Genomic DNA, 22,043 nt, shown 5'->3' with positions numbered 1-22,043 from the left:
TATGCTGAAATAGGGTAAGAACGGTGCCATGGACACCAACACACTCATTCTTGCAGCTGAATCGGCTCCTCCCTTGAGTTTCATCGGTTGGATCATCATCGGCGGTCTCGCCGGATGGATCGGATCCAAGATCATGGGGACCGACGCCCAGATGGGCATCATCCTCAACATCGTCGTCGGCGTTATCGGCGGTCTCCTCGGAGGTTGGCTGCTCACCAAGTTCAACGTGGATGTCGCGGGCGGAGGCTGGATCTTCAGCTTCTTCACCTGCCTGCTCGGCTCGATCATCCTTCTTTTCCTCGTCGGTCTGGTCACCGGCAACAGGAAGCGGTAGCTGACTTCGGACAGCATCTGTAGCCCCTGCACCTACGGTGCGGGGGCTTTCTGATGCCGGGTGGTCAGTCGGGTGGCTCGTCCGTTTTCCCCTGGCTGCGTAGCCAGGCCCGGGCCAACGGGCCGGTGGCGTGGGTGGTGTGGCTCCGGCCGGCAGGGTCCACCCAGTCGATGGTGAACCCGTCGTCCGGGGTGGAACAGGTCCACGTCCCTTCGGTCTTCAGGCGGTGGTGGGCGCGGCAGAGCTTCTGACCGTTGCGCACACTGGTGGGGCCGTTGCTGGTGGGGTCGGTGAACGGCGAATTCTCGATGTGGTCGTTCTCGCACAGGTTCGCCGGAACGGTGCACTGCGGGAACCTGCAGGTGGCGTCACGCCCCTCGAGGTAGTTCCGGTCCTGCAGGAGGAAGGGGTAGCCGTCGGATTCCGGGTGCTCGGCGGGGTCGACCGGAATCTCCTTGACGGTGGTCGCAGCCTCTTCGAAACGGTCCGCTGTCCGGGCGTTGATCCAACCGACATCGGCGACATATCCGGCACCGGTTCCGTGGATACCGTCCAGGGTCGCTCGATAGAGGTTCACCCGGATCGTCATGGTCTCCGGCGTATTGCCCAGCAGCTCCATCAGGATCTGCGCCTTAAGCTGGGACGGGGTCGGCAGGGGAGTGCGTTCGTCCTCGTCGGTCAGGGAGTGCTCCCGGCGCAGTCCGGCGAGCAGCTCGCGCATCCTCTTCTCCAACCCGGCGTCGATCGCCGCGCTGGTGGTCTCACACCCGGCAGTGAAGATGAAGGTGTTCCGCCGACGCCGCAGGGTCGCGGAATCCTCCTCGGCGATGGCGGTCTCGGCGGCGAGTCCGGGGGCGATGTCCAGGATCGCCTCGTCGACGCGGTCCCGGAGCTCAGTCAGTGACACCGGCGTCACGGCGTTCCGCAGCCACGGGGTGACATGCACGTTCACCGCTGTATCCAGGTGGCCGAGGATCTCGTCCTGACGGGTGGCCGGGACGGTGACCAGCTGCCGGTTGAGGCGGCCCCAGATCAGGTCGAGGTGTTCGGCGGTGACGACACCACTACCGACGACGGCGGCGAAGAGTTCGATGTTCCGGTAGGCGAGTTCGCCCGAATGGGCGAACCGTAGCGCATCAGCGCGGGACCGGCCGCGAAGTGCCGTCGCGGCGGCCATGCGTGCGTCCCGGGGGATCTTCATCAGGTGGGCGACAAGCACCATCTCCCCCTTGTTCAGGTGGAGTTGAATGGCGTCAATGTCCGCCCCGACCGTCCCCGTCGCTGTTGTCACTGTCCCCCGCCCCCTCTATGTTTGTTTCTTGAAGTGTATACTGGGACGCGGACACAATCAACAGTATGTTCGAATGACAGGGAGAAAAATGGGCACTCTCGACATTGCACGTGTGTACGACGTCCGCAACGGAGACCATGTCGCCGGAGCGAGGTTCCTCGTTGACCGCCTATGGCCCCGCGGAGTGTCGAAGGACAGTCTTCCACTGTCAGGGTGGCCCAAGGAACTCGCTCCTTCTGCACAGCTCAGGAAGGATTTTCACGGGGACGCCCTGAGCTGGACTCAGTTCGGCGACGCCTACCGGTCTGAACTTGACCAGCGGCATGCGGACGGTGAGCTGGACGATGCGCTCACCGACATCCGGGACGAGTTGAAACACCGGGACGTTCATCTCCTGTTCGCAGGGAAAGACACCGAACACACGCACGCACGGGTGCTCCGTGACTGGCTGGGCGAGCACATGCAGGAAGGGTGACCGTCACGGACTCTCCGGCCAGGAGTGCTTCGGGTAGCGCCCGCGCAGATCCCGTCGAACGTCGCTGTACGCACCCTCCCAGAAGCCGCCGAGATCGTCGGTGATGGCCACCGGTCGACCTGCCGGGGACAGCAGCTGGAACTGGACCCGGCGTCCCGCGATCTCCGGAGAGCGGCGTAGGCCGAAGCAGTCCTGGAGCTTTGTCGCGACCACAGCGGGGGTGTCAGCCGCGGCATCGCTTTCCGGGTAGGTGATCCGGACGGTACGCCCGGCCGGGAGCGTCAGCGACTCGGGTGCGAGCTCGTCGACCGGCTGGTCCCAGGGGACCAGGCCGCGAAGCAGGCCCACCAGATCCGGACGTCTTCCCGCGGCCAGGTCAGGAACGACGAAATCCACGAATTTTCCGTCGCCGTGGCGTACGTCCGGATATCCGGGGATCCCGTGGTTGTGCAGGTACTGGATGCGTCGTCGCAGATCACGGGCATGCCTGGACCACTCCAGGACGTCCAGGCCGTGGGTCTGCAGGCCGGACCGCACCGCAGTGGCCCGGTCGTCGGCGCTGATGTCTTTCACCGGCACCGGAGTGGAGGACAGCTCGATCGCGCCGAGACGTCGGACCCGACGGGCCTGGAGTTTGCCCGCGACGCCTCCGGGAAGCCACGTGCACGTCACCTCGTCGGTGAGCAGGGGTGCCGCCGCGGTGAAGGCGAGGTCACGAGGCACCGGAACCGCCGTGTGGACGACGGCGTCGGTGGCTCCGCCGGGACTCCTCGACAAGTCGGCGACCGCAATCCATTCGCTGGAGGGTGCCCGTCCGTCCCGCCACACCACGCCGGTGCCCGAGGCTGTCAGGTAGCGGGACGAATCGTCGACCCGTCGGGCGATCAAACCGGGGAATGCGCAGGCGAGGGTATAGGCTACGGCGTCGTCCCCGGCCAGGTCCGGGGTCTTCGTGGCGGTGGGGGACAGCAGCCGTTCGAAACGTCGTGTCACCGGGTCCTGCCGCCGGACGGCACGGACGGCGGCGGCGAGGTCGGGTACGCGGGTGCCGTCGTCCACCACGCTGAGCACGGCAGCGACGGTACGCACGTCCACGCGGCGGCATGCCTCGAGTCCTCCGCGAGCGATCCGTGGGTCCGTCGGGATCGCCGCGAGTCGGCGTCCGACGTCCGTGACGTGTCCCCGCGCGTCCACCGCGCCGATGGACTGCAGCGTCCGTTCCGCCGCCTCTGTCGCCGCCGGCGGGAACGGATCGGGCAGCGGCAGATCCGCACCCCGGGGCGACCCCCAGCATGCGACGTCCAGCAGTGCGCCGGTCAGGTCGCTGGTCGTGACCGCCGGCGGCGCATACCCGGGTGTCTTGGCGAACTGTTCGGCGGTGATGCAGCGGTACACCGTCCCCGGACCTTCGCGGCCGGCCCGTCCGGCGCGCTGGGTGCAGGACGCCTGGCTCGCCGTCTCGGTGACGAGGACGGACATGCCACGGGTCGTGTCGCGCCGGGACACCCGCGCGAGGCAGGAATCCACGACGACCCGGACCCCGGGGACCGTGAGGGAGGATTCCGCGACGTCTGTCGCGATGATCACGCGGCGTTGTGCGTCGTCATGTCCACCGACGATGCGGGACTGCTCGGCCGTCGACAACCGCCCGTGCAGCGACGAGGCGGGAATGCCCCGGGTCGACAGCCTGGCGGTCACGGTTTCTGTGTCTCTGATCGTGGGGACGAAGGCGAGTACATCACCCCCTGTCGTCGCCGTGTCGTCCAGGGCACGTCGGACCGTCGCCTCCACCAGATCGGCGACAGCATGGTGTGCCCGACGGTCCCGGTTGACCATAGAGGTGGCGGAGTCGGCGTACCTGAGGTCGAGCGGGTGGATGGGGGAGGGGACGTCGACCAGCGGCGCCGGGCCGTCCGGACCACCGAGCAGCGTCGCGAAGCGCGACGCCTCCACCGTCGCTGACATGGCGACGACAGTGAGGTCGTCCCGTAGTTCCCGCACCTGGGCGAGCATGGCGAACACCAGGTCAGACTCGAGGTGCCGTTCGTGAATCTCGTCGATGACGACCGCGGCGACACCGTCCAGGTCAGGGTCGGCGAGCAGCCGCCGGAGCAGGACGCCCGGGGTCACCATCTCGATCACCGTGTCGGCGCCGGCCTTCCGGTCGCCGCGCACGGTGTAACCCACCTCGCCGCCGAGTGCGCTTCCACGTAGGGCGGCGATCCTGGCAGCGGAGCCGCGTGCGGCGACGCGCCGAGGCTGGGTGACGATGACGCGCCCCGGTGAGGTCTCCGTGACATGGTCGAGCACGTACTGCGGAGCCAACGTGGTCTTGCCGGTGCCCGGCGGGGCCTGGACCACAGCAGTGCCACCGGCACGCAGGGCATCCAGCAGGGCGGCCCGCCCGGCGGCGAAAGGAAGGTCAGTCACACGATTCAGCGTAACGGGCGAGGGGTGGAATCAAGGCGGAGTGGTGTCGGCATGGTTCTGATAAGAGGTCTACAGTGGCTACTTATGAGCCTGAAGGAGAAAGCTGTGACCGTCGCCGGCAGGATCACCGACGCGGTACGCATAGGAAATGGACTTGACCAGCGGGAACTCGCCCCGGTCGGGTGGTACGCACACGAGCAGGCCGTGGAGCGACTCAAGGCCAGTTTCGACGCGGTTCCCGCCGGGCGCCGCGTGCGGTTGGCGAAGAAAACGTCCAACCTCTTCCGCGGACGTTCCGGTGAGGCGGTCGGACTCGACGTGTCGGGACTGCACGGCGTCATCGCTGTCGATCCCGTTGAAGGCACCGCGGATGTCCAGGGAATGTGCACCTACGAGGATCTGGTGGATGTTCTGCTGCCGTACGGCCTGGCACCCACCGTCGTCCCGCAGCTGAAGACCATCACCCTCGGCGGCGCGGTGACCGGCATGGGCGTGGAGTCCACGTCCTTCCGCAACGGCCTGCCGCACGAGGCCGTCCTGGAGATGGACGTCCTCACCGGCACCGGGGACATCCTCACCTGCTCGCCGACCCGGAACGCTGACCTGTACCGCGGCTTCCCCAACTCCTACGGTTCGCTGGGGTACAGTGTGCGGTTGAAGGTGCGGTGCGAACAGGTGGAACCCTATGTCGACCTGCGGCACGTGCGCTTCGACGATGTCCAGTCGCTCACCGACGCCCTCGACCGTATCGTCGTGGACAAGGAGTACGACGGTGAACGCGTCGACTATCTCGACGGTGTGGTCTTCAGCCTGGAGGAGAGCTACCTCGTCCTGGGGCGGGCGACCAGCGAACCCGGCCCCACCAGCGACTACACCCGCGAGCGCAGCTACTACCGCTCCCTCCAGCACCCGTCGGGTGTCCTCCGCGACAAGTTGACCGTCCGCGACTACCTCTGGCGGTGGGACGTCGACTGGTTCTGGTGCAACCGGGCCTTCGGCACCCAGAACCCCACCATCCGGACCCTGTGGCCCCGGGACCTGTTGCGGTCGAGCTTCTACTGGAAGATCATCGGCTGGGACCGCCGCTTCGACATCGCCGACCGGATCGAAGCACACAACAACCGGCCCGCACGTGAACGTGTCGTCCAGGACATCGAGGTCACCCCCGACAACCTGCCGGAGTTCCTCACATGGTTCTTCACCCACTGCGAGATCGAACCGGTGTGGCTGTGCCCCATCCGGCTGGCCGACGATTCGGGCGAGCGGACGCCGTGGCCCCTGTACCCGTTGTCACCGGGCGACACCTGGGTCAATGTGGGATTCTGGAGCTCGGTGCCCGTCGATCTCATGGGGAAGGACGCCCCGACCGGGGCCTTCAACCGGGAGGTGGAGCGGGTCGTCTCCGACCTCGGTGGGCACAAGTCGTTGTACTCCGAGGCGTTCTACTCCGAGGAACAGTTCGCCGCCCTGTACGGCGGCGACCGTCCCGCACAACTGAAGGCGGTCTTCGACCCGGACGACCGGTTCCCCGGGCTGTACGAGAAGACCGTGAGCGGCGTCTGACGACACGCCGCGGCACGCACGACAAGCACGATTACGCACGATGACCAAGAGGAGAGAGATGAGCAGGGGATTCACGCCACTGACAGTGGGACAGATCGTGGACAAGGTCATCACACCACCGGCCCCGTTCCGGGTGACCGCCTTCGACGGATCCACCGCCGGGCCGGCAGACGCAGAACTGCAACTGGAGATCACGTCGCCGGACGCGCTGGCCTACATCGTCACCGCGCCCGGGGACCTGGGACTGGCCCGTGCCTACATCACCGGAAGCCTCCGGGTCACCGGTGACGAGCCCGGGCACCCGTACCTCGTCTTCGACCACCTTCAGCACCTTTACGACCAGATCCGACGTCCCTCGGCGAAAGACCTGCTGGATATCGCCCGTTCGTTGAAGACGATGGGGGCGATCAAGCTGCAGCCGGCACCGGAGCAGGAGACGCTGCCCGGGTGGAAGCGGGCCATCCTCGAGGGGCTGTCCAGGCATTCCCCGGAACGTGACAAGGAGGTCGTGAGCCGCCACTACGACGTGGGCAATGACTTCTACGAACTCTTCCTCGGCGACTCGATGGCCTACACCTGCGGCTACTACCCCGAGTTCGAGGGGGAGATCCAGATCACCGGAGCCGCCGGAGACTGGCGGTACGACGCGTGGGAGAAGGGCACGGCGGCCAACGGACCGCTCACCCAGGCACAGGACAACAAACACCGCCTTGTCTTCGACAAGCTGCGGCTCAACCCGGGTGACCGACTGCTGGACGTCGGCTGCGGGTGGGGCGGCATGGTGCGCTACGCCGCCCGCCAGGGCGTGAAAGCCATCGGAGTCACTCTCTCCCGGGAACAGTACGAATGGGGCAAGGCCAAGATCGAGGAAGAGGGGCTCCAGGACCTCGCCGAGGTCCGGTGCATGGACTACCGTGACGTGCCCGAGTCCGACTTCGACGCGGTCAGCGCCATCGGCATCCTCGAGCACATCGGCGTGCCCAACTACGAGGACTACTTCACCCGCCTCTTCGCCAAGCTTCGCCCCGGCGGTCGGATGCTGAACCACTGCATCACCCGCCCGCACAACAGGAAGACGAAGACCGGCCAGTTCATCGACCGCTACATCTTCCCCGACGGGGAGCTCACCGGTTCGGGCAGGATCATCACGATCATGCAGGACACGGGTTTCGACGTCGTCCACGAGGAGAACCTCCGGCCGCACTACCAGCGCACCCTGCATGACTGGTGTGAACTGCTGGCCACCAACTGGGACCAGGCCGTCCACCTCGTCGGTGAGGAGACGGCGCGTCTCTTCGGGCTCTACATGGCGGGGTCGGAGTGGGGCTTCGAGCACAACGTGATTCAGCTCCACCAGGTCCTCGGCGTGAAGCCGGACGCGGCCGGCAGTTCCGGGGTGCCGGTCCGCCAGTGGTGGCGGTCCTGACGGTAACGTCGGGACGATGAGAACGATCACCAGAGGCGCTGCGGTGGCGGTGCTGTGCACACCGTTGCTGCTCGGAGCCTGCACCATCGGCGATACGGAGCAGGACGGCGAAGCGACGACACCCGTCGTGGACACCGAAGCGCCGCCGGACAAGCCCGTGCCGGAATCCGCCCCTGAAACCGGGTCTGGGTCTGAGGCACCGGAGGATCCCGACCAGCCCGATGCCGAGCCGGTGGAGACCGACCCCGACGCGCCCGGCGCCCGGGGCCTGGCGATCGGCGACTGCGTGGCTGACATGGACCAGCTCGACGGGACCGGCGACATCGACGTCGTCGACTGCGGCGGACCCCACACCGGCGAGGTGTACGCACAGGCGGATATCGCGGGTAAGAACCTCTTCCCCGGCAATGAGCCGTTGGGCCAGGAGGCCGGCGCGATCTGCGGGGGCGACGCCTTCACCGGATATGTCGGCATCGGATTCCCCGAGTCGACGCTGGACGTCGTCACGATGATGCCGTCCAAGGAGAGCTGGGCGCAGGAGGACCGGACCGTGACCTGTGTCGTCACCGACCCCAACCTCGAGCAGATCGACGGGACCCTCGAACAGAGCTGGCGCTAACGCTCGAGCAGGGTCACCAGTTTCTGTCGGTTGGACTCCTCCAGGTGCGCGACGGTGAGCGCCCAGGCGTCTGCGCCGGGAAGACGGAGCCGTCGGTCAACGTCCTCGCCGAGGGCCTCAACCACGGCTCCGATGTCCGGGCCGGTGCGGGGAGGGATCATCGTCACAGCCTCCGGTGAGCCCCATACCGCCGGGTCGGCGATGAACAGGTGACCCTGCGCCGCAGCGTAGCCCAGCGCGGCCTCGCGCAGGTCGGACAGCTGTTCGTCGGAGATGTCCCCGGCCGTCCATGCGTCCTCGACGAGGGGGACGCGGTCGACCGGCTGGTGGGATTCGACGATGCCTTCCACCAACGGGGTGGGCAGGGTGACCAGGGCCCGCGACGCCGCCGAGTAGACGTCCGCAGCATCGAGGTAGGGACGTCCGACGACGATGGTGCGGGCCAGCTCGCGGCTCGCGGTCATGAAGGACAACAGGGTGGTCAGTTGCTCTGCCGGGGCCGAGTTGAAGCTCCGGACGTCCCGGACCGCCGGAGAGGCTGCCGGGCGGGTGGCGAACAGCGGGGAGAACGGTGGTGTGTACATGGTGCCCATCCTCGCCCGGGGTGTTTCCGGACGGTTACCGTCGTGGGAAGAACTCCGGCGCCAGGGCGTCCAGCGCCTCCACGACGACATCGGTCTCGGCTGCGTCGGTCACGGTGACACGCACGCCCTCTCCGTCGAAACAGCGCACGGCGATGCCGTACCCGGCGATCGCCTCCTCGAAGGCGCGTGCCCGCTCCCCGAGGTCAAGCCACACGAAATTGGCTTCTGAACCGATCCGCCAGTCCTCCGGGATGTGCTCCAGGACGCGGGTGCGCTGGGCCACGGTCTCGTCCGTGCGGGCGAGCAACTCGTCCTTCGCCCCGATGCTCGCCACCGCAGCGGCCTGTGCGACGGCGTTGACGCTGAACGGGATGCAGACCTTGTTCACTGCCTCGATGAACTCGGCGCGGCCGACCAGGTACCCGACACGCAGGCCCGCCAGACCGTAGGCCTTCGAGAACGTCCGTGCGACCGCCAGATTCGGGTAGTCGGCGAGCAGGCCCAGCCCGTCGGGGAACCCGTCTTCGCGGACGTACTCCACGTACGCCTCGTCCAGCAGGACCTGGACCTCGGACGGGACGGCGTCGAGGAAGGTGATGAGTTCCTCACGCGTCACCGTCGTGCCCGAGGGGTTGTTGGGGTTGCAGACGATCACCAGACGCGTCTTCTCGGTCACCGCTGCGGCCAGGCCGGGCAGGTCGTTGCGGTGGTCCGGGGTCAGCGGGACCTCCACGGCCTCGGCGCCGGCCACCCGGGCGAGGATGGGGTAGGCCTCGAAGCTGCGCCACGGGTAGACGACCTCGTCGCCGACCTCGCCACCGCGGCACGTCGCCTGGACGGCCTGCTGGATCAGGGCGGACGAGCCCGCACCCACCGCGATGTTCTCGGCGTCCAGGAGCAGCGACGACGGGCCGGCCAGCCAGTCGGCGATGGTGCTGCGCAGGTCGTAGGCGACCATGTCCGGATAGCGGTTCGCGCTGGCCAGCGCCTCCGCTGCCGCGCGGGTGACCCCCGGCAACGGGCCGAGCGACGACTCGTTGCTGGACAGCTTGAGCGGAAGTCCGTTGGGGCTGCCGGGGACGTACGGGGGCAGGGTGGAAAGGTCGGCACGGATCATGGGTTTCAGCCTAGTCTCCGGCTGATTTTGATCTGATGCGGGGGCCTGATGTATCGTTCGATGCGTCGTCACACGTGACGGCATGGAGGCGTGCCAGAGCGGCCGAATGGGACTCACTGCTAATGAGTTGTCTGCTTAACGGCGGACCGGAGGTTCAAATCCTCTCGCCTCCGCCACTTCAGTTTCCTCAGGCTTTTCGTGAGGGCGTGTCGTCAGCCGTCCGGTTCTTGTGGTGAGTTACCGGACATTCAGGGCGCGGTCCCGCTATACGGGGTGTGTGGTGTACCCCGGGACCGCGTGACACGTCCCGTCTGGTGGTGTGCCGGGGATTCTGGAGTCGCTGGAAACAGCGTCGCGCCCGTAGCTCAACGGATAGAGCATCTGACTACGGATCAGAAGGTTGGGGGTTCGAATCCCTCCGGGCGCACGCTTTTCTTGGGTTGAGCCCCCTGTCAGTGATGTTTCGGCATCGCGGACAGGGGGCTCGCTCGATTTCCGCTCCGGGGGTGAGGGAGCGCTGCTACCGTCGGTCCATGACTACCTTCACCACGCTGATCACCGGCGCCAGTTCCGGGCTCGGAGCCGAACTCGCCCGCCAGTCCGCCGCCCTCGGCCACGACCTCGCCCTCTGTGCCCGCAGGACGGAGCGGCTCGATGAACTGTCCGCCGAGATCGCCTCGTCCTGCCCCGGTGTCTCAGTGCGTACCTATGCGCTGGACGTGACTGACCCGGACGCGGTGCGCACCGTCTTCCAGCAGGCGGAGAGGGACGCCGACGGGGGTCTCGACCGCATCGTCGTCAATGCCGGCCTGGGTAAGGGACGCAAGATCGGGTCCGGGCAGCCGGAGGCGAACCGGGAGACCGCCACGACCAACGCGCTGGGCGCGCTGGCCCAGGCGGAGGCGGCCATGGAGATCTTCCGCGCGAGGAGCGCCGGTCACCTCGTCCTCGTCTCCTCGGTGACCGCCCTGCGCGGTAACCGGAAGGCCATGACGACCTACGGGGCGACGAAGGCCTTCGTGGCGAACCTGGGGGAGGGGCTGCAGTCGGAGATACTGGCGTCCGGCGTGCCCGTCGACGTGACCGTCCTGCTGCCCGGGTACATCCGCTCGGAGATGAACGAGAAGGTCGAGCAGAAGACCCGCTTCATGGTCGACACGCAGACCGGGGTGCGCTCCATGATGGCGGCGATCGAGTCACGGAAACGTCGGTCGCTCGTGCCGGGCTGGCCCTGGCGGTTGATCGGCCCGGTGCTCAGGGTCATGCCGCTGAAGCTCGTGTCCAAGGTGGTGTAAACGGATGTCCACCTGGTGCTTTGGTGCTTTCCGGGTCGGCGTGTAGGCTGTAGTCTCGTTGCAGAGATGCAACGGCGCGCCCGTAGCTCAACGGATAGAGCATCTGACTACGGATCAGAAGGTTGGGGGTTCGAATCCCTCCGGGCGCACGCTTTTCTCGACGGAGAACCCCCAGGTCACACACGCTGTGGCCTGGGGGTTTTCTCGTTTCTGTGGTTCGCCTCAGCGACCGAACTTCGCGGCGGTGTGGATGAAGGCGCCGATGACGTCGGGCCACCGGGCCACGTCCTGCGGAGAGTAGGCGGTCAGCAGCTGCGACCCCGGCAGGAGGGCGTGGAGCTCCTCGGCCACGGCCACCGGATGCGCCGGGTCGCCGATCCACGCCAGGATGAGGGTCGGGATACGCCGTTCGCCGAGGGCGGCGATGCGGTCCCGGGAGGGCAGGTCATTTCCCGCGGCGCCACGGAAGACCGTGGGCAACAGGGTCTCCGGGACGTCCGGCATGGTGAAGGGCACTTCCGTGCTGCGTGCGGGCGGGGCGGGTTCGGCACGGGTCGTTTCGGCGTAGGCGGCCAGCCCGTGGTCCTCGACGAACCGGGCGGAGCGTTCGTACATGCCGGCCCGGTCACCGCGCAGTTCCCATGCCGTGGGGGGAATGCACAGCGTCATGGAGGCGTAGCTCTTTCCCGCCGCCGCAGAGGTCAGGATCGTCGCCGCACCCATGGACTGACCGACGGCGTGGACCGGTGCCTCGGGGGAGAACTCCTCGCTGACCTGCTCCAGGTCCTTCGCCAGCGCGGTCCACCGGTAGGCCGCGGGATGTGCGGGTCCCGGTGACCGGCCGTGTCCGCGGGCGTCATAGCGCAGGACGCGCAGTGCGTCCTGACCTGCGGTGAGGTCGAGTCCGAGGGCGACGTCGCGGGCGCGGCTGGACGTCAGTCCGTGGAGCTGGACGACGGGGGTGCCGTCGACGGGGCCCCAGATGTCGTGGGCGAGGGTGTCTAATGCGTGACTCATGCAGGAAATCCGTACGTAATCCCACGGCCCTATCGTCCGTGGGTATGAGACTGACAACTGTAGCCCGTATGGAGCTCGCCGCAGGGCAGGTGCACGTGTTCGAACCCACCGTGACCACCGCCCCGGACAGTGCCGCCGCCGGGAGCACCCCCTCCTTCGACCAGGCCAGGCATGCTGCCGCGGGGTCCCGTCCGGGAAGCTGGATGGCCGTGGCCTTCGCCGTGCCTCCGGTGGGGCGGGGACGCCTCGCCGAGGCATGGCGGCGGGTGGTGCAGCGTCACGGGACATTACGCACCGTCCTGCGGAAGGAGGGCGCGCAGGTACGGGTTCACCCCGTGGAGATCACCGGGGGACGGTGGGAGCGTGTCGGCGACGGCACCTCGGACCCCCGCACCGTCCTGCGGGGCGTGTTCGACGTGGCCTGCGAGCCTTTCGGGACACCGTCCCACCGCCTGGCGGTCGTGGACCACGGCGACGGTACCTGCACAGCGGTGATCGGCCTGGACCACAGCCACACCGACGCCTGGTCATTGCTGGTGCTGGTACGTGACATGCTTGCCGCAGTGGACGACGGGGACGAGTTGCCGTCTGTGCCGTCTTTCGCCGAGCACACCCGCGCCCTGGAGGCCCTGCCACCGGCCCCGGACGACATCCGTGACCGGTGGCGCAGGATCATGGACACCCGTGACGGCGAGATGCCGGTCTTCCCGCTGAGCCTCGGCGACATCTCCGAGCCCTGTGACGAGGTCGTGGAGGTCATCGACGTGCTGGACGCGGACGGGGTGGCCCGCCTGGAGGCCGCCGCCGTCCGACGGGGCGTCCGGCTGCTGCCGTTGGCTGTCAGTGTCCTGACCAGGGTCAACCAGGACATGCATGCCGGCGCTCTGCGTGCCGTGTTCCCCGTCCACTCCCGCCGGGGACCGGCGGACGACCCGGCACGGTGGGCGGATTCGGTGGGGTGGTTCATCACCAACTCCGTGCTGGAGTGCGACTCCACCGACCCTCCCGACTGCGACACGGCCGTCCGTGAGGCCATCGCGTTGAGCTCGTACCCGCTGGAACCGTTGCTGCGGCCGTGGGGAGGGATGCCCAACACCCCGGGCATGTTCGCGCTGTCGTGGTTGGACAACCGTCGGCTGCCGGTGCAGGTGCCGGCGGAGGCACGTCCCCAGCACGTGTCGGCGTGGATCCGGACCGACGGGGTGATGGCGTGGTTCGTCCTCAATGACGACGGTATGCACCTGCGCGTGCGCTACCCGGGGACACCGTCGGCGGTGGCCAACGTCGGGGAGTGGGCACAGCGGGTCGCCACGGGGGTGCGCGCGGTCGCAGGCGGGTCAGACGACACCGTTCTCGTAGGCGAAGACCACGACCTGAGCCCGGTCGCGTAGCTGCAGCTTCTGCAGCACCTTCCGGACGTGTGTCTTCACCGTCTCCTCCGAGATGAACAGGGCGGTGGCGATCTCGGCGTTGGAGCGTCCCGTCGCGATCTGTTCGACGGTCTCGAGCTCCCGGGGCGTCAGTGACGCGATGTCGGTGGACGCCCGACGGGGTGGGGTGCGCGGCGAGCGTGCGACGGCGTCGGCGATGAGGCGGCGGGTGACCGTCGGGGCGAGCAGCGCCTCGCCGGTGACGGACAGCCGGACGGCCCGTGCGAGCTCGTCGGCGGGCGCGTCCTTCAGCAGGAACCCCGAACAGCCGATGCGCAGCGCCTCGTAGACGTAGTCGTCGAGGTCGAACGTGGTGAGCATGATGATCCGTGGGGCGGGGTCCAGACCGAGGGACAGGATGCGTCGGGCGGCCTCGAGCCCGTCCATCACCGGCATGCGTACGTCCATGAACACCACGTCCGGGCGCAGACGGGCCACCTGCTCGACCGCCTGTGCGCCGTCGGCGGCGTCCCCGACGGCGGTGATCCCCTCACGTGAGTTCAACAGGGCGGCGAATCCCTGGCGCACCATCGCCTGGTCGTCGACGACAAGCACGGTGGTGTCGGATTGTGCGGTCATGTCGGACACGTTACCGGGCACCGAGGGGGACCCCCGCGGTGACGGTGAATCCGCCGTCCGCGGCGGGCAGCGCGGTGAAGGTGCCGCCGACGGTGCGCACACGGGCGGACATGCCCTGGATCCCCGCGCCACCGCTGTGTTCCGGGGGGACGAGGGCACCGGCGGTGGCCGGCCCGTTGTCCACGGTGAGCGTCGCCCATCCGTCCTGCAGGGCCAGGTCGACCAGCACCGTGCCACCGGGGGCGTGGCGGGAGGCGTTCGACAGGGACTCCTGCAGCACCCGGTGCAGGACGATCCCGGTCGTGTCGTCGAGCGTGCCTGCCGCCGGGTCGATCGTCCAGGTGATGTCCATCCCCGCCCGACGTGCCGCCTGCAGTGTCGGACCGATCTGGTCGGAGCCGACCGGCGTCGTCGCCCCGGATTCGGCGTCGCTGCGCAGCACGCCGAGCAGTTCGCGGACCTGGTTGAGTGCTTCGCGTGCGGTGTCGGACAGGGAGTCGAACTCGGCGTGGATCGCCGGGGTGACGCCCTGCAGACGGTAGGGGGCGGACTGCGCCTGCACCACGATCATGGACATCTGGTGTGCCACGACGTCATGCAGGTCCCGGGCCAGACGGTTGCGTTCCTCGGCCATGACCCGCATCTCGGACTGCTCACTGGTCCGGGTCTCCTCGCGGCGCAGGTCCCGCCGGGACGCCAGCAGCCAGCGGAGCAGCAGGCACACCACGGTCCACACCAGCGTCCCCACGATCCAGCCGACGACGACCTCCCCGGGGTTGAACAGCATCAGCGCCAGCGTGCCGGCCACGGCGACGGCCACGGCGTCACGTGAGCCACGCACCACCACCGCAGCCAGGGTGAATGCCAGCGCGAGGTGGAACGGCACCGGCCAGCCGAGCATGAAACCCGGCTCGCTGCGCAGCGGCACACTCACCAGGCAGGCCAGCGCCACCGCCAGCCACGACGGCCAGGGCCGCCACAGCGACACCAGCACCGGCCACGTTCCCACCACCGCCAGCAGTGGAACGATCGCGGCGTGCAGCGAATGGGTCACGAAGTACGTCGGCCAGGCGACGGCGAAGAGGATCGCCGTGAAGACGACCACGAGGAACAGGATGAGCGGGGGAACACCGGCATGGGCTGCGGCACGGTCCAGCACGTTCCGCACCGGACGGACCACCGGGGCCAGACGGGAGGTACGGGACGTGCGGGGCGGGGTGGCCGGGTTCTTCGTGCGTCTCATGGAAGAGACGCTAGTCGGCGGGCGGGTGACCCGGATCCCCCTGGAGAGTGAGATCGACAATCACTCCGCAGAGGGATCCCCGCGGCGGACCCCGCTCCCTAGCGTTCCGGACCATGACACGCAGCAGAAGGATCCTCGCCTCCGCCTCCCTGGCGGCCGCCGCCCTGGTCGTCGGGGCCGCCGTCCCACCCGTCGGTTCGGCGGCCGAGCCGAGCCCCGCCGTACGCACCGTCGGCGCGATCGCCGCCGCCGACACGCTCGCCGCGGGTGTGACGGGGACGTCCTACTTCCCGGAGGACCTGGTCGCCGAACTCGGTTACCGGCCGGGCACACAGGACGGGCACGCCACCAACCCCGCCGGGGACTGCTCGTCGCCGGTGCCTCTGCCGGCCTCCTTTGAGCCGGCGTGCATGACCCATGACCTGGGGTACGACCTGCTGCGGGTCGCCGACCGCACCGGTGAGACGATCCCGGAGCACACGCGCCGCGACCTCGACCGGCAGATGGCCGAGCAGATGCGGGCCTCGTGCGACGGGGCCGCCGGATGCCGGGCGATGGCCGGCGTCGCCCATGCCGCCGTCGCGGCCAACACCCTGCGGCAGCACAACGGCGCCCCGGTCGAGGAGTGGTTCCCGTGGTGATGCAGCAGGACAGGGTACAGGCGCCGGTGGTGTCGGAAACCCCCCGCGTGCGACACCGCTGGGTGCTGGTCCTGATCGGACTCATCCTGTGGCAGGCGGCGGGGCCGCTGGCCGGGGCGACGTGGTGGGCCTTCGACGAGGGGCCGCTGATGCAGCACCCCCGCGACATCCTCACCGAGACCTCTCCGGTGGGCGCGGTGCGTGTCTTCGGCGACTACCCCGGGAAGGACGTCGACGTCGCGGCGAGGGAGACCGTCGACGCGCTGGTCGCGGACGGGGGCTTCGCCAAGGACGTGGTGATGATCGCCCTGCCGACCGGCTCCGGCTGGGTCGACCCGGACCAGGTCGACGCCGTGGAGGACTGGGCCGACGGTGACGTCGCCACGGTGTCCGTCCGCTACGCCCATACCCCTTCGGCGGTGGCCTACCTGATGCGGCCCGATCTGGCGGAGTCCTCCGCGACGGCGTTGCTGCAGGAGGTGCTGGACCGGATTGAGGGACTACCGGAGGACCGGCGGCCGGACGTGATCGTGCAGGGCCAGAGCCTCGGCGTGGGGGCGGGGACCGCGGCCGTGAAGAACGTGACAGCGCCGGTGGCGGCCCAGTTGTGGCAGGGGCGTCCCGGCACCGTCAACGCACCGGAGCAGGACAGGTGCACCGTCGACCAGATCAACGACGACGACCCGGTGGCGAAACTGAACCCGGGTCTCGCCGTCAACCCGCTGGCGGCGGTCGGCGTCCTGGCCGACCTGCCGGGTTCGGCCTCCTCCACGCCCGGGACCCGGCACAGCTACCGGGCGGTGCTGCCACCGGTCGGGTGCGTCACGCCCCGTTCCGGTGCCCTACACTGAAACGCACCGAAGAATCCCGTGTGCGGAAAGGTAAGGGCTGACGATGGCTGAGAACGACGGCTGGGGACGCAGGGACAGCGGGCACGGTGACGACTCCACCCGTGAGTTCCGTCCCTCCCCCGGCGGCGCCCAGAACCCTTACCCGCAGTGGGGGCAGGCCGCCGGAGGCCAACCCGACTGGGGGCAGCCGCCCTCCCCGCGGCAGCCCCACGATCCGGGTGGCTCGTCGGCCGGGCGGATCCTCCTGGTGGTCATCCCGGTGCTGATCATCGTCCTCGTCGCCGCCCTGCTGGTGTGGAAATGGGACGACCTCTTCGGTTCGGGGTCCGATGACGCGGCGGCACCGGCACCGATGACGAGTCAGTCCGCGCCGCCGTCCGGTGAGGCGACGGACGAGGCGACCAGCGAGGAGCCCCCCTCGGAGACCGGCAGCGCCGACCGGCCCGACCGGCCGGAACTGCCGTCCGGCGCCGAACCGGTGAACGACGCCGCACGGAATAACGAGCCCACCGGCGACTTCAACTCCGTCTACAAGTCACCGCCCTCCGGTGACAACTACACCAGCGACGAGTTCGCCGAGGCCGTCCGCAACGCATTCGTCGACGCCTACCTCGACAACCGGGAGACCGACCAGACCATCGACGTGCGCAGCCCCGTGACCGGTGACAGCTACCAGATGACCTGCACCGACGAAGGAAGCTACGTCCACTGCGCCGGAGGGAACAACGCGAATGTCTACATTGCGTAGCCGCGCGGCGTGGGCCGCGTCCGGGGTCGTGGCGACGTCACTGCTGCTCACCGGGTGCGTCATCGGCGACGTCGACCGCGACAGTCCGACCGTGACCTCGGACGCGGCGACCGTACAGGTCACCACGGGCCCTGCCCCGACGACGGACAGTGAACCCGGGCCGACGGAGGACAACGGGGCACTGGACCTCCCCGACGTCGCAGGAGAGGCCGGGGTGGTGCTGCTCGATGCCGGGGACGGACGCTCCGGCGGATCCCTGGCGGATCTCGCGGACGCGGCGTGGTCCACGAGCAAGGTGCCGCTGGCGATCGCCGCACTGAACAACGCGCCGGGTGACGAGACCCTTGTCGGGCAGATGCGCCAGGCGATCACCGTCTCCGACAATGACGCGGCCGAGGCGCTCTGGGCGTCCTCGGCGACCCGCAGGACGCCGCTGCGGCCGTTCAGGACGTCCTGCGCGAGGGTGGCGACATGACGACCACGGTGCCTGCGGAGAAGCGGCGTGCCGAGTTCAGCACGTTCGGGCAGACCACCTGGACACTCGACGACCAGGCCACCTTCGCCTCGGGGTTGCGCTGCATCAGTGGCTCGGACCCCGTCCTCGACGCGATGGGGCAGGTGAGCGCCGACCAGTCCTACGGGCTCGGGCGGTTCGACGGGGCCCGGTTCAAGGGCGGTTGGGGACCGGGCGAGGACGGGACGTACCTGCTCCGCCAGTTCGGTCTGATCCCCGCGCACGACGGCACGATGGTGCCTGTCGCCGTCGCCGCCACCGCGACGGACGGCAGCTACCAGTCCGCGCAGGGGGTGCTCGACCAGGTCGTTGAATCGGTCCGGGACACTGTCACCGGTGCTCACGGGGTGGCCGCGGACGGCGACTGCTGAAATCGCCACGGCGTGGGCTAGTGTCGATGGCTGTGGTACGCAGGGCAGCGAAGTCAGCGAGAACAACGGGAACGCATCACCGTGCGCCGGATCCCTCGGCAGGCACGGCGGGGGCGAACCAGCGGAATCTCTGGGTCGTCGGCGGCCTGCTGCTCGCCATCCTGAGTGTGGCCGTGTTCCTCAACGGACTCACCGCGGATGACGGGGACGAGGCAGAACGTAACCGACGTGCCCTTGAACAGGATGTCGCGGCGTCCTCGGCGCCGACCTCCGAGGAGGAGGCGGAGAACATCCGGGTCACCCTCGCCGGCGTCACCGACGACATCTCGGAGGAGTTCGGTGTCACCGCCGGGGCGACGATGCGTGCGGGCGGGGGAATCGTCCACGTCGGTGAGCTGCAGGACGCCCCCGCACTGTCGTCGATCAAGGTTCCGGTGTCCGTCGCCGCGGTGCAGAAGAGTCTGCGGGACGGCCGCCCCTTCGAGGAGCTGACCGGTGACATCGACGAGGCCATCACCGTCTCGGACAACGACGCCGCGCTGCGTCTGTGGGAGTCCCTGGGAACCGATGACGAGGCCGCCGCGGCACTCGGCGCCGTCCTGGGCCAGGGTGGTGATCCGACCGACACGACCGTGGACTGGAGCAGGGACGATTACGAAGGGTTCGGCGACATCGCCTGGACCCTCGACCACCAGACGATCTTCGCCAACCGGATGGCGTGCGTCCTGGGCTCCGAGCAGGCCCTCGACGCGATGGGGCGTCTCGCCGAGGAGCACAGCACCGGGCTGGCACAGCTGGAGGGCTCGCACGTGAAGGGTGGCTGGGGCGACACTGCCGACGGCAGTTTCATCCTGCGCGAGTTCGGGCTCGTCGGTCCGGTCGACGCCCAGGTGCCCGTCGCCGTCGCCGTGATCCCGGACGACGGCCAGGAAGAGACGGCACGCGAGGCCGTCGCCGAGATGACCCGCCGGATCGCCCCCCTGATCGACGAGGCGTCCGCCAACGGTGGCGCCGCCGAGTGCCAGGCCCGCTAGAACACGCCGATCTGCGCGCCGACGGTCTCGGCGTAGTGCAGCTGGTCCACCCACCCCCGGGCACCCGGCCGCACCCGGATGAACGGCCGGTTGGACGGTGCCTCGCGCGTCCGGCCCGCCCGTGCCTCGTACCGCAGCCGGGCGTCGTGCCCGTCACGGGTCATCTGCCCGAGGTCCCCGTCGGGGTCGGCGAGGGCATCCCGCGCGGAGGTCAGCAGGTTGAGCGTCTCATCCAACGCGGTGACCAGGGCGTCCCGGTTGTTCTCGCACATCGCCTGCACCAGGTGCGGTGCGGTGCCCGCCACCCGCGTTCCGTCGCGGAAACTCGTCGCCGCCAGTGACAACGCCAGGGCACCCCCCTGGTCCGCGGTGATGGACAGTGCCTCGGCGACGACATGGGGAAGATGGGAGACCCTGGCGACCGCGCTGTCGTGTGCCGCAGTACGCGCCGGTACAACCACCGCACCGGTGGTCTCGGCCATCTCCACCACGCGACGCCAGACATCCACCCAGGCCGGGGCGTCCTGCGCATTGTCGTGGGTGACCACCCACACCGCGTCGCGGAAGAGCCCGCATGAGGTGGCCTCCCACCCGGAATCCGCCGTGCCGGCCATCGGATGCCCGCCGACGTAGTGCTCCGCCAGCCCATGGTCGGTGACCAGAGCCAGCACGTCCCCTTTCACGCTGACGACATCGGTCAGCCCGCAGTCCGGCGCGTGCTCGGCGACCGCCTCCAGCAGTGATGGCAGTGCCGGGACGGGGACTCCGAGGACGATGAGGGCGTCCTCCCCGGCGGCGCGACGGAGTGTGTCCACCAGGTCGGCGGAGACGTCGAACCCCTCGGCGGCGGCAGTGTCCACCGTCGCCTGCGATCTGTTCCAGCCGAACACCGGGCGGTCCGCCTCCTGCAGGTCCCGCACCAGACTGCCGCCGATCAGCCCCAGTCCGAGCACACAGACGGGGCGGGGGGAGGTGGCGGTGGGGGACGGGGGAGCAGTGTTCACCTTTCAAGTGTGGCACAGGGCGACTACGGTTAGCGACCATGAGTGGATTCGTCGTCGCAGCCGAACTCGCCGAGGGTGACTCCGGCGGCGCGTCGTGGCGCCTGCGCGTCCTGGACAGGAAGATCCCCGGTGGTCTGCGCCCCCTGCTGACCGAACTGGGCAGGCTCCGCGCCGCCGGTGTGCTGCTCGGCATGGTCTGTGTCGAGGACGACTGGTGCGCGCTGGTACGTCCCGGCCCGCGGGGAGCCCAACTGCTGCTCAGCGACGCTTCCGTCATCGTCGAGGACGATGACGAGCCCGGCATCGACCTCGCCCGCGACATCCTCGCCGAGCTCGACGTCGACGGCCCCACCGACGACGACATCGACGATGCGGACGACCCCGACGCGCCCTGGCCGGACGGGGACTTCGACATCCTCGCCGACCTCGGGGTCAGCGAGCAGGTCCTGTCTGTCATCCTCGACGACGGCGACATGCTCGCCACCGAACAGCTCATGCGTGTGGCCGAGGAACTCGGCTTCGACGATGATCTCGCGGAGATCCTCGACAAGCTCGGGTACACCGGGTGGGCGTGACCGGGTCCGGCCTGCCCCGTCCCGTCCATGAGGTCCGCGACGACGAGCTGATGCGTCGGGCCCTCGACGTCGCCGCGTCCACGCCGGACGGCGACGTCCCTGTCGGCGCCGTCGTCCTCGCCCCTGACGGCCGGGAACTGGCGAGGGCCACGAACCGTCGGGACATCGACGCCGACCCCACCGCCCACGCCGAGGTGCTCGCCCTGCGTGCCGCGGCGGCCGTTCTCGGCGACGCGTGGCGACTGGAGGACTGCACCCTCGTCGTCACCCTGGAACCCTGTGCCATGTGCGCAGGTGCCGCCGTGGGCGCACGCGTCGGCCGCATCCTCTTCGGCGCCTATGAACCACGCACCGGGGCATGCGGGTCCGTGGTCGACGTGGCCCGGGAATCCCCCCTGCACACCGTCGCCGTGCGAGGCGGGGTGATGACGGAGGAGTGCGAGGAACTTGTCCGCGGGTTCTTCCGCGAACGGCGCTGACCGTCTATCCTGGGGCGCGTCAGAGCACGACCCGCATCGACGTCCCTTAGGGAAAGGGTGAACATCATGGATCTTGGTGGACTGGCAGACAAGGCCAAGAAGGCCGTCAACGACAATCGTGACCAGGTCGAGGACAAGGCCGGCGAGGCCATCGACAAGGTCACCGACGGAGACAAGGCGGAGAAGGCGAAGAGCACCCTGAAGGACGGGCTCGACAAGCTGTCCGGGAAGTAGCTTCCTGCGTTTTGCCCGACGGGGTCCAGTTGTTGTATCTTGGTCGGCGGTGGCGTGACCGAGCGGCCGAAGGTACTCGCCTCGAAAGCGAGCGTCGTGTAACAGCGACCGGGGGTTCAAATCCCTCCGCCACCGCCACAGAACAACCCCCGTCCCGGTGACCTCACCGGGACGGGGGTTTCTGCGTGG

At 68.8% G+C, this 22,043-nt stretch carries 24 protein-coding genes and 4 tRNA genes; 20 read left to right on the top strand and 8 right to left on the bottom strand.

The features are described from left to right. The first annotated feature begins 28 nt into the window (after positions 1-28). Positions 29-334, top strand: coding sequence for a GlsB/YeaQ/YmgE family stress response membrane protein (locus BJF89_RS11605; RefSeq protein ID WP_075815074.1), 306 nt, complete (start codon positions 29-31; stop codon positions 332-334). Positions 335-398: 64 nt separating this feature from the next. Here the strand turns inward: BJF89_RS11605 and BJF89_RS11600 are convergent, their stop codons facing one another. After that, positions 399-1,625 carry an HNH endonuclease signature motif containing protein gene (locus BJF89_RS11600; RefSeq protein ID WP_075815072.1) on the bottom strand — a complete coding sequence of 409 codons (1,227 nt, stop codon included), beginning with the start codon at positions 1,623-1,625 and terminating at the stop codon, positions 399-401. Between the two features lie 73 nt (positions 1,626-1,698). Here BJF89_RS11600 and BJF89_RS11595 point away from each other — a divergent pair, with 73 nt between their 5' ends. Next, positions 1,699-2,100, top strand: a complete 402-nt coding sequence (locus tag BJF89_RS11595; protein WP_255372618.1) for a DUF488 domain-containing protein — start codon at positions 1,699-1,701, stop codon at positions 2,098-2,100. Between the two features lie 3 nt (positions 2,101-2,103). On the opposite strand, the gene BJF89_RS11590 is transcribed toward BJF89_RS11595, so the two are convergent. Beyond that, positions 2,104-4,530 (bottom strand): ATP-dependent RNA helicase, encoded by a 2,427-nt coding sequence (locus BJF89_RS11590; protein ID WP_075815068.1) that lies wholly within the window; start codon positions 4,528-4,530, stop codon positions 2,104-2,106. An 84-nt stretch (positions 4,531-4,614) separates the two neighbouring features. Between BJF89_RS11590 and BJF89_RS11585 the strand changes: the two genes are divergently transcribed. From BJF89_RS11585 to BJF89_RS11575, 3 genes are read left to right on the top strand one after another with little or no spacing between them, the layout of a single operon-like run. Continuing rightward, positions 4,615-6,093 (top strand): FAD-binding oxidoreductase, encoded by a 1,479-nt coding sequence (locus tag BJF89_RS11585; protein ID WP_075815066.1) that lies wholly within the window; start codon positions 4,615-4,617, stop codon positions 6,091-6,093. 58 nt (positions 6,094-6,151) lie between these two features. Next, positions 6,152-7,519 (top strand): cyclopropane-fatty-acyl-phospholipid synthase family protein, encoded by a 1,368-nt coding sequence (locus tag BJF89_RS11580; protein ID WP_075815064.1) that lies wholly within the window; start codon positions 6,152-6,154, stop codon positions 7,517-7,519. A gap of 16 nt (positions 7,520-7,535) precedes the next feature. Continuing rightward, positions 7,536-8,138, top strand: coding sequence for a septum formation family protein (locus BJF89_RS11575; protein ID WP_075815062.1), 603 nt, complete (start codon positions 7,536-7,538; stop codon positions 8,136-8,138). On the opposite strand, the gene BJF89_RS11570 is transcribed toward BJF89_RS11575, so the two are convergent. Further along, on the bottom strand, positions 8,135-8,722 hold the full coding sequence (locus BJF89_RS11570; protein WP_255372617.1) for a hypothetical protein: 588 nt from the start codon (positions 8,720-8,722) through the stop codon (positions 8,135-8,137). The genes BJF89_RS11575 and BJF89_RS11570 overlap by 4 nt on opposite strands. Positions 8,723-8,756: 34 nt before the next feature. After that, the gene (locus BJF89_RS11565; protein WP_075815058.1) at positions 8,757-9,839 is read right to left on the bottom strand and encodes a histidinol-phosphate transaminase; all 1,083 of its coding nucleotides are present in this window, start codon (positions 9,837-9,839) and stop codon (positions 8,757-8,759) included. An 84-nt stretch (positions 9,840-9,923) separates the two neighbouring features. On the opposite strand from BJF89_RS11565, the gene BJF89_RS11560 reads away from it, so the two are divergent. The 4 genes from BJF89_RS11560 to BJF89_RS11545 all read left to right on the top strand — a co-directional run bounded on the left by BJF89_RS11560 (position 9,924) and on the right by BJF89_RS11545 (position 11,283). Further along, positions 9,924-10,015: transfer RNA gene (locus tag BJF89_RS11560), tRNA-Ser, on the top strand. A 178-nt stretch (positions 10,016-10,193) separates the two neighbouring features. After that, positions 10,194-10,266 (top strand) — tRNA-Arg (locus tag BJF89_RS11555). Positions 10,267-10,372: 106 nt separating this feature from the next. Next, a complete protein-coding gene (locus tag BJF89_RS11550) occupies positions 10,373-11,134 on the top strand; it encodes an SDR family oxidoreductase (protein WP_075815056.1) in 762 nt (253 codons plus the stop codon). Between the two features lie 76 nt (positions 11,135-11,210). Continuing rightward, positions 11,211-11,283 (top strand) — tRNA-Arg (locus tag BJF89_RS11545). Between the two features lie 73 nt (positions 11,284-11,356). Here BJF89_RS11545 and BJF89_RS11540 read toward each other — a convergent pair. After that, positions 11,357-12,151 (bottom strand): alpha/beta fold hydrolase, encoded by a 795-nt coding sequence (locus BJF89_RS11540; RefSeq protein WP_075815054.1) that lies wholly within the window; start codon positions 12,149-12,151, stop codon positions 11,357-11,359. Positions 12,152-12,195: 44 nt separating this feature from the next. Between BJF89_RS11540 and BJF89_RS11535 the strand changes: the two genes are divergently transcribed. Continuing rightward, on the top strand, positions 12,196-13,542 hold the full coding sequence (locus BJF89_RS11535) for a hypothetical protein (RefSeq protein WP_075815322.1): 1,347 nt from the start codon (positions 12,196-12,198) through the stop codon (positions 13,540-13,542). On the opposite strand, the gene BJF89_RS11530 is transcribed toward BJF89_RS11535, so the two are convergent. Both BJF89_RS11530 and BJF89_RS11525 read right to left on the bottom strand, forming a co-directional pair. Beyond that, positions 13,489-14,160 (bottom strand): response regulator transcription factor, encoded by a 672-nt coding sequence (locus tag BJF89_RS11530; RefSeq protein WP_075815320.1) that lies wholly within the window; start codon positions 14,158-14,160, stop codon positions 13,489-13,491. The two genes, BJF89_RS11535 and BJF89_RS11530, sit on opposite strands and share 54 nt — an antisense overlap. Positions 14,161-14,170: 10 nt before the next feature. Continuing rightward, a complete protein-coding gene (locus BJF89_RS11525) occupies positions 14,171-15,403 on the bottom strand; it encodes a sensor histidine kinase (RefSeq protein WP_083650686.1) in 1,233 nt (410 codons plus the stop codon). A 113-nt stretch (positions 15,404-15,516) separates the two neighbouring features. Here BJF89_RS11525 and BJF89_RS11520 point away from each other — a divergent pair, with 113 nt between their 5' ends. Genes BJF89_RS11520 through BJF89_RS11500 form a run of 6 tightly spaced genes read left to right on the top strand, consistent with a single transcriptional unit; the run spans position 15,517 to position 19,562 of the window. Next, the gene (locus tag BJF89_RS11520; protein WP_075815052.1) at positions 15,517-16,044 is read left to right on the top strand and encodes a hypothetical protein; all 528 of its coding nucleotides are present in this window, start codon (positions 15,517-15,519) and stop codon (positions 16,042-16,044) included. Next, positions 16,044-16,895: an alpha/beta-hydrolase family protein gene (locus tag BJF89_RS11515; RefSeq protein WP_083650745.1), complete on the top strand. Its 852-nt coding sequence runs from the start codon at positions 16,044-16,046 to the stop codon at positions 16,893-16,895. The genes BJF89_RS11520 and BJF89_RS11515 overlap by 1 nt, the downstream gene beginning before the upstream one ends. 43 nt (positions 16,896-16,938) lie before the next feature. After that, positions 16,939-17,643, top strand: coding sequence for a hypothetical protein (locus tag BJF89_RS11510; RefSeq protein ID WP_075815050.1), 705 nt, complete (start codon positions 16,939-16,941; stop codon positions 17,641-17,643). Beyond that, positions 17,627-18,118 (top strand): hypothetical protein, encoded by a 492-nt coding sequence (locus BJF89_RS19030; RefSeq protein WP_187344709.1) that lies wholly within the window; start codon positions 17,627-17,629, stop codon positions 18,116-18,118. Before BJF89_RS11510 ends, BJF89_RS19030 begins: the two co-directional genes overlap by 17 nt. Beyond that, positions 18,115-18,528, top strand: a complete 414-nt coding sequence (locus tag BJF89_RS19025; RefSeq protein ID WP_187344708.1) for a hypothetical protein — start codon at positions 18,115-18,117, stop codon at positions 18,526-18,528. The genes BJF89_RS19030 and BJF89_RS19025 overlap by 4 nt, the downstream gene beginning before the upstream one ends. Before the next feature lie 32 nt (positions 18,529-18,560). After that, positions 18,561-19,562 (top strand): hypothetical protein, encoded by a 1,002-nt coding sequence (locus BJF89_RS11500; RefSeq protein ID WP_139312015.1) that lies wholly within the window; start codon positions 18,561-18,563, stop codon positions 19,560-19,562. Here the strand turns inward: BJF89_RS11500 and BJF89_RS11495 are convergent. Continuing rightward, positions 19,559-20,566: a prephenate dehydrogenase gene (locus tag BJF89_RS11495; protein WP_075815046.1), complete on the bottom strand. Its 1,008-nt coding sequence runs from the start codon at positions 20,564-20,566 to the stop codon at positions 19,559-19,561. The genes BJF89_RS11500 and BJF89_RS11495 overlap by 4 nt on opposite strands. Positions 20,567-20,604: 38 nt before the next feature. Here BJF89_RS11495 and BJF89_RS11490 point away from each other — a divergent pair, with 38 nt between their 5' ends. From BJF89_RS11490 to BJF89_RS11480, 4 genes are all read left to right on the top strand, one after another. Beyond that, on the top strand, positions 20,605-21,141 hold the full coding sequence (locus tag BJF89_RS11490) for a tRNA adenosine deaminase-associated protein (protein ID WP_075815045.1): 537 nt from the start codon (positions 20,605-20,607) through the stop codon (positions 21,139-21,141). 50 nt (positions 21,142-21,191) lie between these two features. Beyond that, a complete protein-coding gene (locus BJF89_RS11485; protein WP_075815314.1) occupies positions 21,192-21,620 on the top strand; it encodes a nucleoside deaminase in 429 nt (142 codons plus the stop codon). A gap of 66 nt (positions 21,621-21,686) precedes the next feature. Continuing rightward, positions 21,687-21,854: a hypothetical protein gene (locus BJF89_RS19020; RefSeq protein WP_187344707.1), complete on the top strand. Its 168-nt coding sequence runs from the start codon at positions 21,687-21,689 to the stop codon at positions 21,852-21,854. A 48-nt stretch (positions 21,855-21,902) separates the two neighbouring features. Beyond that, positions 21,903-21,992 (top strand) — tRNA-Ser (locus BJF89_RS11480). The last annotated feature ends 51 nt before the right edge of the window (positions 21,993-22,043 follow it).

Origin of the sequence: Corynebacterium sp. CNJ-954 (assembly GCF_001942345.1) — a bacterium.
Lineage (GTDB): Bacteria > Actinomycetota > Actinomycetes > Mycobacteriales > Mycobacteriaceae > Corynebacterium.
The sequence above is the reverse complement of the archived record's forward strand: the minus strand, read 5'-3'. Positions and strand labels throughout refer to the sequence as shown.

Coding starts and splice junctions, on each gene's coding strand:
- BJF89_RS11490 (WP_075815045.1), top strand. CDS start 20,605: ATGAGTGGATTCGTCGTCGCAGCCGAACTCGCCGAGGGTGACTCCGGC.
- BJF89_RS11575 (WP_075815062.1), top strand. CDS start 7,536: ATGAGAACGATCACCAGAGGCGCTGCGGTGGCGGTGCTGTGCACACCG.
- BJF89_RS11565 (WP_075815058.1), bottom strand. CDS start 9,839: ATGATCCGTGCCGACCTTTCCACCCTGCCCCCGTACGTCCCCGGCAGC.
- BJF89_RS19020 (WP_187344707.1), top strand. CDS start 21,687: ATGGATCTTGGTGGACTGGCAGACAAGGCCAAGAAGGCCGTCAACGAC.
- BJF89_RS11595 (WP_255372618.1), top strand. CDS start 1,699: ATGACAGGGAGAAAAATGGGCACTCTCGACATTGCACGTGTGTACGAC.
- BJF89_RS19030 (WP_187344709.1), top strand. CDS start 17,627: ATGTCTACATTGCGTAGCCGCGCGGCGTGGGCCGCGTCCGGGGTCGTG.
- BJF89_RS11570 (WP_255372617.1), bottom strand. CDS start 8,722: ATGTACACACCACCGTTCTCCCCGCTGTTCGCCACCCGCCCGGCAGCC.
- BJF89_RS11530 (WP_075815320.1), bottom strand. CDS start 14,160: ATGACCGCACAATCCGACACCACCGTGCTTGTCGTCGACGACCAGGCG.
- BJF89_RS19025 (WP_187344708.1), top strand. CDS start 18,115: ATGACGACCACGGTGCCTGCGGAGAAGCGGCGTGCCGAGTTCAGCACG.
- BJF89_RS11540 (WP_075815054.1), bottom strand. CDS start 12,151: ATGAGTCACGCATTAGACACCCTCGCCCACGACATCTGGGGCCCCGTC.
- BJF89_RS11580 (WP_075815064.1), top strand. CDS start 6,152: ATGAGCAGGGGATTCACGCCACTGACAGTGGGACAGATCGTGGACAAG.
- BJF89_RS11550 (WP_075815056.1), top strand. CDS start 10,373: ATGACTACCTTCACCACGCTGATCACCGGCGCCAGTTCCGGGCTCGGA.
- BJF89_RS11535 (WP_075815322.1), top strand. CDS start 12,196: ATGAGACTGACAACTGTAGCCCGTATGGAGCTCGCCGCAGGGCAGGTG.
- BJF89_RS11515 (WP_083650745.1), top strand. CDS start 16,044: ATGCAGCAGGACAGGGTACAGGCGCCGGTGGTGTCGGAAACCCCCCGC.
- BJF89_RS11525 (WP_083650686.1), bottom strand. CDS start 15,403: ATGAGACGCACGAAGAACCCGGCCACCCCGCCCCGCACGTCCCGTACC.
- BJF89_RS11510 (WP_075815050.1), top strand. CDS start 16,939: ATGGCTGAGAACGACGGCTGGGGACGCAGGGACAGCGGGCACGGTGAC.
- BJF89_RS11585 (WP_075815066.1), top strand. CDS start 4,615: ATGAGCCTGAAGGAGAAAGCTGTGACCGTCGCCGGCAGGATCACCGAC.
- BJF89_RS11605 (WP_075815074.1), top strand. CDS start 29: ATGGACACCAACACACTCATTCTTGCAGCTGAATCGGCTCCTCCCTTG.
- BJF89_RS11520 (WP_075815052.1), top strand. CDS start 15,517: ATGACACGCAGCAGAAGGATCCTCGCCTCCGCCTCCCTGGCGGCCGCC.
- BJF89_RS11485 (WP_075815314.1), top strand. CDS start 21,192: ATGCGTCGGGCCCTCGACGTCGCCGCGTCCACGCCGGACGGCGACGTC.